The following is a 13,156-nucleotide window of genomic DNA, read 5'->3' as shown; positions in this document are numbered from 1 at the left end:
CAACCGGCGGAGACCGTGAAAATCGCTGGTCGATCACCGGAGCACGGTGATAGACATCCGGCGTGGAAAAGAATCTTGAGCTTCCTGAGCTGCTGCGACTGATCGATGAACGGTCGACCGCCTTCCGCGCCGCGGTCGCCGGCGCGCCCGGTCTCGATGCACAGGTGCCGACCTGCCCCGGGTGGACGCTGTTCGATCTGGTGAAGCACCTGGGTGGGGGAGACCGTTTCTGGGCCGCCATCGTCGGCGCGGGGCCTGCCGACGCTCCCCCGGCCGAGGCCGCCGCTGCGCGTGCCGCTCTGGAAGTGCCGCGGGAGCGTGAGACTCTGCTGGCCTGGCTGGCCGCGTCGACGCAGCTCCTGCTGGACGCCCTGCACGAGGCGGGCCCGGAGAGCGGTTGCTGGACGTGGTGGCCCGCGTCGCAGTCACCGCAGACCTCCGGCGGTGTCGCCCGGCACCGGGTCCAGGAGACCGCGGTGCACACGTACGACGCCCAGCTCGCCGGGGGCGTTGCGCAGCCGCTGCCGGTCGAGGTGGCGCTCGACGGTGTGGAGGAGTTCCTGTTCACCGTCTGCGGAACGCCGAGTGCCTGGCCGCACAAGCCCACGGCCTTCGACTTCCACTCCGCCGAGGGCCGCTCCTGGCGCCTCACGGTCGACGGCGACGGCGCACGCTCCGCCCGCATCCCGGCGCCCACCGCCGCGACCGGCGAGGAGTCGGAGGCAGCCGGCGCCTCCGTCCACGGCACGGCCAGCGAGTTGGTCCTCTACCTGTACGACCGCATCAAGGCCGAGTCCTTGCGCGTGGACGGGGACGCGGGGCTGCTCGACCTGCTCCGCGCCTGGGAGCCGGAGGAGAAGTAGGACGTAGCGGGGGCGGTCGGCCGCGCCTCCACCGGCTCGACCGTCCTGTAGGCGCTGTCAGCGAGCCGGTGGGGTGAGGACGGTGCGGTCGAACGGGCCACCGTGTGAGGCGGCGTACGTGACGGCGTCGTTGACGGCGCTGAGGCCGAAGGACCGGACCCGTTCGGGGGCGAGGTCCAGGGTGCCCGAGGCGAGGAGCCGGATGATGCCGACGTTCGCCGTCCGCGGGTACATCCACTGGCCGCGCACGGTGACCGAGTTGCGCATGATCCATGGGTACGGGAGCGCGAGGTCGTCGCCGCCGAGCATGCCGACGCCGCCCATGAGAACGACGCGGCCGTACTCGCGTACGGTCATGGCTGCCGTGCGCGCCACCGAGCTGGGGGCGCTCGGCGGCAGCAGGTCGATCACCATGTCGATCGGGCCGTCGCCCGCCGCGGACATCGCCGCGCGGTCGCCGGCCTCGTCCCCGGTCAGCGGGACCGGGCGCACCCGCGGGCCGAACCGGTCGGCGAGGAGGTCGAGCGCGGCCCGGTTGCGGCCGGGGGCGACCACGCGGCCCGCCCCCATGGCGAGCGCGACCGCGACCGCACTGCTGCCGAGGTTGCCGGTGGCCCCGCTGACGAGCAGCGTCTCACCGGCCGCGAGCCCGCCGGCCAGCAGCCCGCCGTAAGGGATGACGTGCACGCCGAGCGCGGCCCAGCGGTCCGGGTCGTCCCCCGCCGCCGCGGGCAGCGGGAAGACGTTCTCCGTCGGGACCCGCATGAGCTCGGCGAACGATCCGTCGTGCAGGTGCCGGGCGAGCCGCGCGCCGCCCTCGCCGCGGGAGCTCCAGCCCTGGAGCGTGATGTCGGGCGTCAGGGCGTCGTCCCGCGAGCGCACCGTGCAGTCGCACCACACCAGATCGCCGGGGCGCAGCCGGGTGGCGTCCGGGCCCACGTGGACGATCCGTCCCACCCCGCCGATCCCGGGCACCACGGGAGGGACCAGGGGGTAGTTCCGCTCGCCGCCGAAGACCTCGGCCGCGTACGGGGCCACGCAGGTGGCGAGTACCTCGACCACCACCTCGCCGCCGCCGGCCTCGGGGTCGGGCACCTCCCGCACCGTGAGCGGGGCGCCGAACCGCGTCAGGACTGCTGCTCGCACGTGATGACCTCCGTGTTCATCGCCATCGTCGTGTTCGACACTAGGAGCCCCGAGAGCATGCGGGAAGCGACGATCAGGCATCCGTGATATGCGTATGACGCATGGACATCTCCAGTACGGGCCTGCGGGTCCTGCAGCAGATCGCCGAGTCCGGCAGCTTCACCGCGGCAGCCGCCCGGCTCGGCTACACCCAGTCGGCGGTCTCACGCCAGGCCGCCTCCCTCGAACGGAGCGCGGGCACCACCCTGTTCGAACGCCGCCCCGACGGGGTGCGGCTCACCCCCGCGGGCCTGACCCTGCTGCGCCACGCCCGCACGATCCTGGACTGCCTGACGGCGGCCGAGCACGACCTCACCGGCACCGCCCCGCGGACCGAACTGGTGCGGCTGGGACTGTTCCTGAGCGCGGGCGCGGTCATCCTGCCTCCCGCACTCGCCCGCCTCGCGGCAACCGATCCGCAGATCACGGTCACGACGACCGAGGGCGCCACCCCCACCCTGCTCCGGGCACTGCGTTCGGGCTCGATCGACCTCGCCGTCCTGACGTCCCGCCCGCCCCACCGGCCCTTGGACGGCGAGTCGCCGCGCCTGCACGTCGAGACCGTCATGGACACCGAGTTGGTCGTTGCGGCGCCTTCGACCGGAGCGTTCGCCGGCCGCACCGCGGTGCACGTCGACGAACTGGTCGACGCCCCGTGGATCGCCGCCCCGGCGTCGAACTCCGAGCCACTGCTCGGCGTCTGGCCCGGCCTGCCCGCACGCCCACGCATCGTCCACAGCGCGCGCGACTGGCTGACGAAGCTCCAACTGGTAGCCGGTGGCTTCGGGGTGACGACGGTGCCCTCCCGGCTCTCCCCGGTCCTGCCGCCCGGGGTGAGCCTGCTGCGCGTCGAAGGCACACCTCCCGAGCTCCGCCGCGTCCTCGTGGCGCGCCTCCCCGGCCGCCCGACCCCGGCGGTCACGGCCGTCACCCGGGCCATCACCTCGACCGCCTGACACGCGCCGCCGGGCCCCTCGGCCTGAGAACGTCAGCCGGTACTTCAAGCCGTCGCCGCCGGCGATCGCCGAGGTGACCAGCCTGCTTGCCCCCGGGGCCGCCCGCCGCTGTCGGCCTCCCGTCGCGGGCCGGTCGGGTGACGGCCATCGTGCGGGGTGTCCAGCACTGGGCGGTGCGTCTTGCCTGGCGACAGGCGTAGAGCGGTGACTGGATAAACCACTGGCCTACTGGGTGTGCCCTTTGTTACCGTGGTGGCATCGTTTCGTTCTGCACTGGGCCCGTTGCGCCCTGGAAAAGAGATTTGATGTCCCGGCCCGCGCCGCGCGCGCCTCGCCGCACCGCGTAGCTCACTGTCCGTGTTCTTGACACCGTCCCATCTCGGACGGTTCCGGACGTGACCCCTCCGGTGATCTGAATCAGCCCACGCCATCCCGGCGCGCTCTGTCGCGTCCGCCCGAGGCGTGTGTTCTCGTCGAGGCCGCTCGGCCTGCTCTTGCTTGTCATCATTGACCTCCCAGCAAGGAGCACCCCGGGTGTCCAGCACCAACAAACCTCTCCCCGGCAGTAGTCCACGGGCCCTCACCGGTACCTTCCCGTGCGCGTGGTGCGGGCTGACCGTGTCGACCCTCGCCGGCGACGGCACGCGCCGCAACCACTGCCCCTCCTGCCTGCACTCCAGCCACGTCCTGGACCACATCAACGGTGGCTCCAGCGAGTGCCGGGGCCGGATGTCGCCCATCGCCATCGCCGTGCTGCGCACCGGCGACTGGATGGTCATCCACCGCTGCGTGCGCTGTGACGAACTGACCTCCAACCCCGTCTGCGCCGACGACAACCAGCTCGTCTTGATGCGCATGGCCGTGCGCCCGCTGGCCCAGCCACCGTTCCCACTCGAAGCGTTCGGCACCCTCTGACCCCGGAAGGAGACGACCTGCCATGCCCAGACGCAGCGACAAGAACCCAACCGGGCGGGCCAGGGCCGGGCGCCGGCCGCAGCGGCACAAGGACGTCCTGCACGCACGGGGCGGCCACCGGGCACACGACTTCCGGTGCGCCGGCTGCCATCTGCAGGTGCCCGTGGACGCGCCCGGCACCAACCACCGCAACCACTGCCCGAACTGCCTGGCCAGCCTGCACGTCGACCTGCGCATTCCCGGCGACCGGGCCGCCGACTGCCGCGGCCGGATGGAAGCCCTGAGCATGTCGGCCCGCACCGACGGCGAATGGATGATCATCCATCAGTGCCGCTCCTGCGGCGAGCTCAGCGCCAACCGCGTCGCCGGCGACGACAACCCGCTGGCCCTGGTCCGCCTGGTGCTCAGACCACTGCTGGACACCGGCGCCGCGCAGCGCGTGCTGCTCACCACCTTGTGACCGTCACCCTCCTGGTGAACGGCGACGCCCCGCCGATTCCCTCAGCCTTTCCCCTCTGCACGGTTGCAGCCGTGCGCCGTTTGGAGAAGCCATGCGCCCCATGACCAGAGAAGAGGTTCGCGCAGCGATCGTGAACCTGGACCCGAACGAAAACAGAGTCCGGCTGCCCGCCTGGTTCGACGACGTCCGCTGGGACCGGATCGACTACCTCGGCTGGCGGGACCTGCGCGCCCCCAAGCGCGCCTACCTCGTCACCGAGGCCGACGACCAGGCGCTCGGCGTGCTGCTGCGGCAGACCCCGAGCGACGCCAGGCTCGGAAACCGCGCGGTGATGTGCGACCTGTGCCGCTCCGTCCGCCGGTTCAACGAGGTCTCCCTGTTCACCGCCCGCCGCCCCTCCCGCGACAAACGCGAACGACTGAACGCCCTGGGCCTGCACCTGTGCACCGATCTCGACTGCGCCGTCGAGATCAATCCGAAGTCGCTTCGCCGCTATGCCGCACCCGACCAGGACGGCATCACGGCACACCGCGACGGCATCCGGACGCGCACGGCCGCGTTCATCCAGTCGGTGGCCGAGGCGCAACGGAGCACCACGCGCCACCGGACGTGATGCCGGGTCGGGGGCGGTCTCCGCGCCTTCTCGGCGCGAGTCGCCCCCGGCCCCTCACACCTCCCCGGAGGCCGCCCGGTCGCGCAGCGGTCGCAGACCGCCGGTCGGTCATGGTGCTGCTCTCTCGGTGCGGCGCGGCGCCGGGCCCGCAGCTGTGCGCGAGCCCGGCGTCGCGGGCGGCTACTTCTTCCCCTGCTTGTTCCAGTTGTCCCAGGTCGGCCAGGCGCTGCGAGCGGTCGCTACTGGAATGCAGATCGGTGCTGGCCGGCACCTGGCCGCTCCAGCCGACCATCGACAGGAGCAACAGCGTGGACTCCTGCGCCACCGCCCCGGTTCGGTCGGTGCGCTCGAAGACGTCGAGGAACGCGTCCAGTTGGTTCCTGAACGCAGCCCAGTGGGGAGCGCCCCGGTAGTGCTCGCGGAGCAGGTCCGCGCTTCGGCGGCGGCCGCGTGCCGGATCGACCATGCGGGCGTCCCGTATCAGGGTCGCCCGCCCGGCCGGGAGATGGGTGGGGACGCTCAGCCAACGGATCGGACCCGGCGCACCGGCCGCCGGCGCGAGACGGGCGCGGTGCTGGTAGTCACGGCGGGCGAACTGCACATCGTCCAGGACGATCCACACGTCCGCGGCGAACAGCTTGGCAACGGTTGACAGTCGTGGGAACAGGTTCGGCTGGTGGATGGCGCACACCAGCCCGGCGGGCGGTGCTGTGTCAGTCGAGCAGCTTGCTGTCGAATCCGTCGGCCAAGAGCCGCTGGTACGCATCACGGACCGTCTCCGGAACATCCTGGGCGACGGCGAACCCGAGCCTCGGGTACTCGATGACCCGCTGGAGGTCGCCTACGAGGCTGTCGATCACGAGCCCGTCGTCGCCGATCGTCTTCACGTAGTCGTTCAGGTTCATCGAGGTCGAGGTGCACACCGCCTCGACCTCCGGCCACACCTTGCGGCACGTGGCGTACGCCCGGCGCTCCATGGAGGGCATGCTCACCAGCAGCACCGAGTGCACGTCGACGTCGGCCGTCTCCAGGACTTCCTGGGAGAACTGGATGTTCTGCCCGGTGTTGCGCGCCCGCGGTTCCTGATGGATCGCGTGCTCGGGCACGCCGAGGGAGATAGCGTGCTCGGTGAAGTGCACGGCTTCGCCGCGGGGGAAGTGCTCGGGCCGGGACGGATTCGGCCCGCCGGTGAACACGATCCGCTGCACCAGCCCGTCCAGGTACAGCGCGGCCGTCTCGGCCGCGACACCGAGGTCGTGGCAGCCCAGCCCGATCGCCACGACAATCCTCTCTCCGACCGCTGGCGCATCCGCCTGCGCCAGGATGAACTGGCACGCTTTTCCACTGGATCACCTCCGACACACCGGCCCCACCGCCGCCTGACTACCGGCGTACCGAAACGACCGGCCGGACCGGGCACACCGGATTGGCGGGGGCAGCGACCGGTCGCCACCCGCCGTCACCCACTCGGGTGATCCGGCAGGAGCGTGCCCCAACGCACGGGCGTGGCGTCGACACTGGGCATTCCAGCCCCGAACAGCGCCCTCGATCCCGTGAGTTCCACTACCCCGTGCCCCCTGCGACAGGAGTGCCATGACCTCACCCAGCACGAGCACCACGACGGACAACCTTCACGTCTCCGAGAGCGAACGCCTGCTGTTCGGCGGCCCGATGCGTTACGACTACGGCTGGGCCAAGCACGAGTTCGCCGGCGCCAGGGTGACGTTCTGGACGGTCGCCCGCCAGATGCCCACGTTCCTGCGGCTGGCCGGACGGATGGCCTGGGCGGCCGACCGCCCGGCGCTGGTGGCCCTGGTGACGGCCGAGGTGCTGCGCGGCGTCGCCGCCGCGGCCGCGCTGATCGCCACCAACCAGGCCCTCGGCCGGCTCCTCACCCCGGGCGACATGGCGACCGTCCTCCGCTCGGCCGTTCCGGCGGTCGTTGCTGTCGGGGCCGTCTCCGCCCTGTCGGCCGTGCTCGCGGCCGTATCCGGGCTCGCCTCCGGCCGCCTGGAACCGGCCGTGTTCCGGGCGGCCACCGTCGACTTCCTGGCCGTCGTCTCCCGCTCCGAGCTGGAGGCGATCGAGGACCCGGAGTTCCTGGCCGAGGTCGACTCGGCCCGCTGGGGCGCCGGGTCGATCCAGCACATCGTCGGCCAGGGCGTGTCCGTCCTGACGGCGGGTTTCGCCCTGGTCTCCGCCGCCGGAGTGCTGACCGTCCTCCACCCCGCACTGCTGCCGATGCTGCTGCTCATCACCGCCCCGCGCGGCTGGGGCGCGGTGCGCACCGCCCGCCGCCGCTACCTGTCCACGCAGGCGATGCTCCAGCACAGCCGGGCCAGCGGCCTGCTCTCGGACATGCTGATCCGCCCCTGGTCGGCCGCCGAGGTCCGCGTCCATGCGTGCGGGCCGTTCCTGCTCGGGCACTACGAGCAGATGGCCCGCGCCGCCGAACGCGAACAGGCCCGTCTCGCGGGAGCGAAGGCCCGCACCGACCTGCTGACCGCCTCCCTCGCCGGACTCGCCACCACCGGTGCGTTCGCCATGCTCGGCTGGCTGGTCAGCACCGGCTCCATGCCCCTTGCCGTCGCCGGCACCGCCGTCGTCGCCATCCGCACCGGCTCCGCCTCGATCTCCGGCCTCGTCTCCCAGATCAACTCCCTCTACGAGGAGTCCCTGTTCGTCGCCGACCTCGACCGGCTGCGCCGTCACGGTCACCGCCGCGCGATCCCCGTCGGCGGCACACCGCTGCCCGAGCGCCCCGAGCAGATCCGCGTCGAGGACGTCTCCTTCACCTACCCGGGCCGCGACAGCCCCGCCCTCGACAAGGTCAGCCTCACCATCGGCCGCGGCCAGGTCATCGCGCTGGTCGGGGAGAACGGCTCCGGCAAGTCCACGCTCGCCCACCTGCTGTGCGGCGTCTACCGGCCCCACCAGGGCCGCATCCGGTGGGACAGCACCGACACCGCCACCGCCGACCGCGCCCAACTGTTCGCCGGCATCGCCTTGTTGGCCCAGAACTTCCAACGCTGGTCCTTCACCCTGCGCGCCAACCTCCTCCTCGGACGACCCGACGCCCCCGCCACCCAGCAGCAACTGGAAGCCGCCGCCGACTACGCCGACCTCCACCCCGTCCTCGCCGAACTCGACCGAGGCTGGGACACCCTCCTCGCCAAGGGCTTCGAAGGCGGCGTCGGCATCTCCGGCGGGCAGTGGCAGCGAGTCGCCATCGCCAGGCTGCGCCACCGCATGACCACCCCCGCACCGGACGGCCGCCTCCCGCACCTGATCGTCGTCGACGAGCCGACCAGCGCCATGGACGCCAAAGCCGAGATCGAGGCCTTCGAGAAGATCCGCGCCCTGACCGAACTCGGCGTCAGCATCGTCCTGATCACCCACCGCCTCGCGGCCACCGCGCAGGCGGACCGCATCTACGTCCTCGACCACGGCCGCCTGATCGAGGAGGGCACCCACGACGAGCTGATGGCCAAGCCCTCCGCCTACTCCGAGGCCTACCGGCTCCAGGCCGCCCAGTACGGCATCGGCGACCGCTTGCCCCGCCAGGCCGCCACCGCACCCGACGCATCCGCCGAACCCGACGCATCCGACCGCCAGGAGACGAAGTGAAAGCGTTCCACCCCACCTTCGGCCGACAGCCCTGGCCGGACGGCCTGCGCGTCCTCCAGGTGTACGCCCTGCCCGACCTGCCTCCCGGGTCGGCGCTGCACACCCTGCTCGCCGACCTGCGCACGGCCCTCGCCGGCTTCCCCGTCCTCCCGGTGCCGGACGAGCGCGCGCACATCACCCTCGACATGCTCACCTCCGCCCCGGCCGACGCCATCACCGAAGCCGAACGACGGGACCTCGCCAGCCAGTTGCGTACCGCAGTCACCGGGACGGGACCGGTCTCCTTGCAGGCGGGCTCGCCGATCGCCTACCGCACGGGTGTCCGCCTCGACCTCCACCCCGACGGCGAACTCGCCGCTCTTCAGCACCGCGTCCGCGCCGCCGTCCACCAGGTTCTCGGCCCCGACTCCACCGACTACCCGCTTGGCGTCCTCCATGCGACCGTCGGATACGCCGCCGCCGACACCGACACCGACGAACTCGCCCAGGTCATCCACCGAGTCAGGCCCGGCCACGCTTCCTTCCGCGTGAGCCGGATCATCGTCAACGAGGTCTACTGGCGTCCTGCCCAACTGCCCGGCCGCAACGAACTGCTCGGCCAGCAGATCTGCTGGAACACCCTCGCCACCATCCGGCTCGACGGGTAGCCACCGGGTGGGTGGTGCCAGCTTGGGCGCGGCGGGCGAGGAGAGCATTCGGCGCCGCAGCCGCCAGGGATCTCCAACTGGAAAGGTAACATCCCACGTGAACAAGTGCGCTTTGCGGCAGCAGAGTTGACTCAATCGCCGAGAGGGGGCCGACCTCCCTCGGCCCCCACCCTGCGGAGGGGACGAATGACCGAAACACCCGGTACGGACGCGCCGCTGTCGGCCGCCCAGGCCCAGGTGAACTGGCTTGTGGACGCCTCGGCACGGGCGCCGATGACGGACACCGAGATCCACGACCACATAGCCGCGCCGCTCCTGGCCGCCAGCGGCGGTCCGAACGCCTTCAACGCGGTGCTGCACCAACTGGGCCCCATCACCCTGCGCAGGATCGTCGAGTCGGGTGAGGATCACGTGCAGGCGGCGGTCAGCGGCCGTGACGGCGACTACCTTCTGCGGGTGCGCGTGGATCCCTCGGGTCTGGTGAACGATGTGAGCCTCACTCCCGACGAGGCGCCGCTCTCGTCGTGGACCCAAGTCGACGACATGTTGGCCGACTTGGGCGCCCGCGTGTCGTTCGCCGCAACGCGGATCGGCCCGGACGGGCGCTGCGAGCTGGTGCACGGCGTACGCGCAGACACCCAGCGGCCGATCGGCTCGGCGTTCAAGCTGTACGTGCTGGGCGCGCTCGCACAGGCCGTCGACGAACAACGAGCCTCCTGGGACGAGTCGTTGGCCATCCGCGACGACTACAAGAGCCTGCCCTCGGGCCGACTGCAGGACTGCCCGGCCGGCACCACCGTCACGATGGCCGAGTTCGCCGACTGCATGATCTCCCTCAGCGACAACACCGCAACCGACCACCTCATCCACCGGCTCGGCCAGGACGCGGTGGTGCACCAGATGGACGTGTTCGGCCACCAACAGCCCCGGGCGAACATTCCGTGTCTGACCACCAAGGCGTTCTTCCAGCTCAAGGCCAACCAGTACCCGGCCCGCGCGGACGAGTACCTGGCACTGCCCGAACACCACCGCTCCGCCGCGCTGCGGGAGCTCGAACGACTCCCCCTGCCCGATGTCCGCGAGACCTGGCCCCAGCCGAGGAGGATCGACCAGATCGAATGGTTCGCCTCACCGATCGACATCTGCAACGCCTACGCGGCGCTGTGGCGGTTCGACCAGCCCGAGATCGGGCACGCACTCGCCCTCAACGACGACGGACTGAATCTGGCCCCGTCCCGGTTCCCGACCGTCTGGTACAAGGGCGGCAGTGAACCCGGGGTCATCACGCTGAACTACCTGGCACGTACGAGCGACGACCGCACTCTGGCCACCAGCCTGATGGTCTCGGACGCCGGTACGGCCCCTGACAAGGTCGGCACGGCGCTGAAAGGCCAGGCCGTCATCCGAGGCGCGTTCGACTTGCTGACCGCAGAGGGCGTGTGAAGCAGGAGAACTGTTCCTTGTGTTCCGGTAGGTCCCTCGCCGGTCGTGAGCTCAGCCCTGAGATCAGCCCTGAGCCGCGCCGAGCCACCTGCCGAGCGCTTCGTCGAGCGCCTCGCCGAGCCCGTCCGGCGCCTCGCCGCTGCCGCCCGCCCAGGCGACGAAGCCGTCCGGGCGGACCAGCAGGGCGGCCAGCTCGGGCTGTTCGGGGCAGTGGGAGGTCACGATCCGCAACCGGTCGCGGTGGCCGTCGGCGCGGGCGCGCAGTTCGGGGTCGTCCGTGAGGTCCAGCAGCAGTGCGCGGCCGTCGTGCAGGTGGTCGGCCAGTGTGCTGCCGTCGGCGAGGACGAGGTCCGGCGCGCTGCGGCCCACCAAGGGGTGCTCGCCGGGCAGGTCGTAGCGCTGCCACACGCCGGAGAGCTGCTTGACGAAGTAGGTGGTCCCGGCCGTGGTGTCGGCGAGCTGGGCGACGACGTTGCGCAGCGCGCCGCTGCGCGGCTCGGGCCGCATCAGCGCGACCTGCGCCCTCGTCCAGTCCAGGACCCAGGCGCCGATCGGGTGCCGCTCGGCGGTGTAGCTGTCCAGCAGGCCTTCCGGCGCCCAGCCCTGCACGGTGGCGGCGAGCTTCCAGCCGAGGTTGATCGCGTCGCCGATGCCGAGGTTGAGCCCCTGGCCGCCGAACGGGGAGTGCACGTGCGCCGCGTCGCCGGCCAGCAGGACCCGGCCCGCGCGGTAGGTGCTCGCCTGGCGGGCGTTGTCGGTGAAGCGGGTCGCGCTGTGCACCTTGGTGATCGTCACGTCCACGCCGCTGACGTTGCGCAGGCTGGCCTGCAACTCCTCGGTGGTGACCGGCGACTGGCGGTCCGCGGGTGGGCCGTCGAACTCCACGGTGAGGATCCGGCCCGGCACCGGCCCGTGCACGTACGTCCCGACCGGGGTGCGGTTCCAGCCGGTGTTCAGGGCCTCGGAGCCGGTCATCTCCACCATCGCCTGGTGGCCGGTGATCTCCGGGGCGGTGCCGGGGAAGTCGAACCCGGCGAGCCGGCGCACCGTGCTGCGGCCGCCGTCGCACCCGACCAGCCAGCCGGTTCGGATCGGCGCACCGCCGGCGGTGTGCACGGTCACCCCGTGCTCGTCGGTGTCGAAGCCGGTCAACTCCACGCCCCGGCGCAGCTCGACGCCCAGCTCGGCCGCGCGCTCGCCGAGCACGTGCTCCAGGGCGGCCTGCGGGACGAGGGCGGCCTTGTCGACGGGGCTGCGGTCGGCGAAGTCGGGGTCGTCGGCGGGGTCGAAGCGGTCGAGGCTCAGCATGATTCCGGCGAAGTGCCCGGCGATCCGCAGCGGCGCCCGCGCGGGCGCCGGGTTGTCGGCGGGTACTGCGCCGTCGGCGGGCGTTTCGCCGGTGGAGGGCCCTTCGCTGTCGGCGGGCGGCCCGCCCGGGCGGCGCTGCCGGGTGAACTGGGCGAACTTCTCCATCGCCTGCGCGTGGATCCCTTCGAGCGCCGGCAGCAGTCCGCGCCGGTAGAAGGCCTCCACGCTGGGCGTGTTGATGGCGCCCGCCTTGATCGTCTGGTCCACCTCGGTGAGCCGTTCGATGACCAGCACCGAGGTTCCGGCGAGCCGGAGCTCGCAGGCCAGCATCAGCCCGACCGGCCCGCCGCCCGCCACCACCACGTCGTAGTCCGTGCCTGCGTCCGGGCCTACGTCGGTGCCTGCGTCTGTGCGCATGTCCGTGTTCATGACTTCACTGTAGTCACTAAAAATCTGTGGTGGATATAATTTCGGCCATGGATGCAGCCAGGACCCCAGACGCCGGCGACGAACCGCAGTCCCGGAACCTCACGATGCGTCAGCGCAAGAAGGCGCAGACCCGGCAGCGGATCTCCGGCGCGGCCACCACCCTGTTCCTGGCGCGCGGGTTCGACCAGGTCACCGTCGCGGAGGTGGCCGAGGCGGCGGAGGTCTCGACCATGACGGTCTTCAACTACTTCCCGCGTAAGGAGGACCTCCTCCTGGACCGGATCCCGGAGGCCGTCGAACTGTTCACGAGCGCGGTGCGCGACCGCCCGGCCGCCGAGACCCCACTCGCCGCGCTGCACCGCCGGATTCTCGAACTCATCGACGAGGGCTACCCGTTGGTGGCTCTGCGGGATCGCTTCACGGCCTTCTGGCAGGTCGTGGTGGACTCCCCGTCGCTGCGGGCGCGGGCCCGCGAGGGCGTCGAGGAGTTGGAGGGCGCGCTGACCGAGGTGATCGCGCAGACCTCGCCGGACCCCCAGCCCCGGCTGACCGCCGCGCTCGCGGTCGCCGCCTGTCGCACCGGCTGCCTCACCTCCGCGGGCCGGATGCTGACGGGGGAGAGCGCGGCGGCGGTCGACCCCGATCATCGGGCCCTGCTGGACGAGGCCTTCGGTGCGCTCAGGCGGGCGCTGCCGCTGTCGTAGCGCCGT

At 71.7% G+C, this 13,156-nt stretch carries 13 protein-coding genes and 1 pseudogene; 10 read left to right on the top strand and 4 right to left on the bottom strand.

Features of this window, described 5'->3' with window-relative positions:
- Positions 1–62: 62 nt before the first annotated feature.
- Positions 63–863: a maleylpyruvate isomerase family mycothiol-dependent enzyme gene (locus ACFVTF_RS06865; protein ID WP_387810069.1), complete on the top strand. Its 801-nt coding sequence runs from the start codon at positions 63–65 to the stop codon at positions 861–863.
- A 57-nt stretch (positions 864–920) separates the two neighbouring features.
- Here ACFVTF_RS06865 and ACFVTF_RS06860 read toward each other — a convergent pair whose 3' ends face one another.
- On the bottom strand, positions 921–2,009 hold the full coding sequence (locus ACFVTF_RS06860) for an alcohol dehydrogenase catalytic domain-containing protein (protein ID WP_387810066.1): 1,089 nt from the start codon (positions 2,007–2,009) through the stop codon (positions 921–923).
- A gap of 101 nt (positions 2,010–2,110) precedes the next feature.
- Between ACFVTF_RS06860 and ACFVTF_RS06855 the strand changes: the two genes are divergently transcribed.
- The 5 genes and pseudogenes from ACFVTF_RS06855 to ACFVTF_RS06835 all read left to right on the top strand — a co-directional run bounded on the left by ACFVTF_RS06855 (position 2,111) and on the right by ACFVTF_RS06835 (position 4,992).
- Complete coding sequence (locus tag ACFVTF_RS06855) at positions 2,111–3,004, top strand: LysR family transcriptional regulator (RefSeq protein ID WP_387810063.1); 894 nt, start codon at positions 2,111–2,113, stop codon at positions 3,002–3,004.
- Between the two features lie 16 nt (positions 3,005–3,020).
- Positions 3,021–3,113, top strand: a pseudogene (locus ACFVTF_RS06850) (site-specific integrase); the annotation flags it as partial.
- 425 nt (positions 3,114–3,538) lie between these two features.
- Positions 3,539–3,919 carry an RNHCP domain-containing protein gene (locus tag ACFVTF_RS06845; protein ID WP_387810060.1) on the top strand — a complete coding sequence of 127 codons (381 nt, stop codon included), beginning with the start codon at positions 3,539–3,541 and terminating at the stop codon, positions 3,917–3,919.
- Between the two features lie 22 nt (positions 3,920–3,941).
- The gene (locus ACFVTF_RS06840; RefSeq protein ID WP_387810057.1) at positions 3,942–4,379 is read left to right on the top strand and encodes an RNHCP domain-containing protein; all 438 of its coding nucleotides are present in this window, start codon (positions 3,942–3,944) and stop codon (positions 4,377–4,379) included.
- A 100-nt stretch (positions 4,380–4,479) separates the two neighbouring features.
- On the top strand, positions 4,480–4,992 hold the full coding sequence (locus tag ACFVTF_RS06835) for an FBP domain-containing protein (protein WP_387810055.1): 513 nt from the start codon (positions 4,480–4,482) through the stop codon (positions 4,990–4,992).
- Here the strand turns inward: ACFVTF_RS06835 and ACFVTF_RS06830 are convergent.
- Together ACFVTF_RS06830 and ACFVTF_RS06825 are read right to left on the bottom strand one after the other, a co-directional pair.
- The gene (locus tag ACFVTF_RS06830; protein ID WP_387810754.1) at positions 4,940–5,758 is read right to left on the bottom strand and encodes a WbqC family protein; all 819 of its coding nucleotides are present in this window, start codon (positions 5,756–5,758) and stop codon (positions 4,940–4,942) included. The genes ACFVTF_RS06835 and ACFVTF_RS06830 overlap by 53 nt on opposite strands.
- Positions 5,706–6,272 carry a YdcF family protein gene (locus tag ACFVTF_RS06825; RefSeq protein WP_387810052.1) on the bottom strand — a complete coding sequence of 189 codons (567 nt, stop codon included), beginning with the start codon at positions 6,270–6,272 and terminating at the stop codon, positions 5,706–5,708. Before ACFVTF_RS06825 ends, ACFVTF_RS06830 begins: the two co-directional genes overlap by 53 nt.
- 313 nt (positions 6,273–6,585) lie before the next feature.
- Between ACFVTF_RS06825 and ACFVTF_RS06820 the strand changes: the two genes are divergently transcribed.
- The 3 genes from ACFVTF_RS06820 to ACFVTF_RS06810 all read left to right on the top strand — a co-directional run bounded on the left by ACFVTF_RS06820 (position 6,586) and on the right by ACFVTF_RS06810 (position 10,709).
- Positions 6,586–8,619, top strand: a complete 2,034-nt coding sequence (locus ACFVTF_RS06820; protein WP_387810049.1) for an ABC transporter ATP-binding protein — start codon at positions 6,586–6,588, stop codon at positions 8,617–8,619.
- Positions 8,616–9,266: a 2'-5' RNA ligase family protein gene (locus ACFVTF_RS06815; RefSeq protein ID WP_387810046.1), complete on the top strand. Its 651-nt coding sequence runs from the start codon at positions 8,616–8,618 to the stop codon at positions 9,264–9,266. Before ACFVTF_RS06820 ends, ACFVTF_RS06815 begins: the two co-directional genes overlap by 4 nt.
- Before the next feature lie 186 nt (positions 9,267–9,452).
- Positions 9,453–10,709, top strand: a complete 1,257-nt coding sequence (locus ACFVTF_RS06810) for a serine hydrolase (protein ID WP_387810043.1) — start codon at positions 9,453–9,455, stop codon at positions 10,707–10,709.
- 63 nt (positions 10,710–10,772) lie between these two features.
- On the opposite strand, the gene ACFVTF_RS06805 is transcribed toward ACFVTF_RS06810, so the two are convergent.
- Complete coding sequence (locus ACFVTF_RS06805; RefSeq protein ID WP_387810040.1) at positions 10,773–12,434, bottom strand: FAD-dependent oxidoreductase; 1,662 nt, start codon at positions 12,432–12,434, stop codon at positions 10,773–10,775.
- A gap of 59 nt (positions 12,435–12,493) precedes the next feature.
- Between ACFVTF_RS06805 and ACFVTF_RS06800 the strand changes: the two genes are divergently transcribed.
- Positions 12,494–13,150, top strand: a complete 657-nt coding sequence (locus ACFVTF_RS06800) for a TetR/AcrR family transcriptional regulator (RefSeq protein ID WP_387810037.1) — start codon at positions 12,494–12,496, stop codon at positions 13,148–13,150.
- Positions 13,151–13,156 lie beyond the last annotated feature (6 nt).

Source organism: Kitasatospora sp. NPDC057940 (genome assembly GCF_042887425.1).
Classification (GTDB): Bacteria; Actinomycetota; Actinomycetes; order Streptomycetales; family Streptomycetaceae; genus Kitasatospora.
Note: the sequence above shows the minus strand (reverse complement) of the source record. Positions and strands in the feature narration are given on the sequence as shown.

Bases quoted from the DNA above. Each gene is read 5' to 3' on its own strand.
- ACFVTF_RS06855 (WP_387810063.1), top strand. From the start codon at position 2,111: ATGGACATCTCCAGTACGGGCCTGCGGGTCCTGCAGCAGATCGCCGAG.
- ACFVTF_RS06840 (WP_387810057.1), top strand. From the start codon at position 3,942: ATGCCCAGACGCAGCGACAAGAACCCAACCGGGCGGGCCAGGGCCGGG.
- ACFVTF_RS06835 (WP_387810055.1), top strand. From the start codon at position 4,480: ATGACCAGAGAAGAGGTTCGCGCAGCGATCGTGAACCTGGACCCGAAC.
- ACFVTF_RS06830 (WP_387810754.1), bottom strand. From the start codon at position 5,758: ATGCGTACCAGCGGCTCTTGGCCGACGGATTCGACAGCAAGCTGCTCG.
- ACFVTF_RS06820 (WP_387810049.1), top strand. From the start codon at position 6,586: ATGACCTCACCCAGCACGAGCACCACGACGGACAACCTTCACGTCTCC.
- ACFVTF_RS06810 (WP_387810043.1), top strand. From the start codon at position 9,453: ATGACCGAAACACCCGGTACGGACGCGCCGCTGTCGGCCGCCCAGGCC.
- ACFVTF_RS06805 (WP_387810040.1), bottom strand. From the start codon at position 12,434: ATGCGCACAGACGCAGGCACCGACGTAGGCCCGGACGCAGGCACGGAC.
- ACFVTF_RS06800 (WP_387810037.1), top strand. From the start codon at position 12,494: ATGGATGCAGCCAGGACCCCAGACGCCGGCGACGAACCGCAGTCCCGG.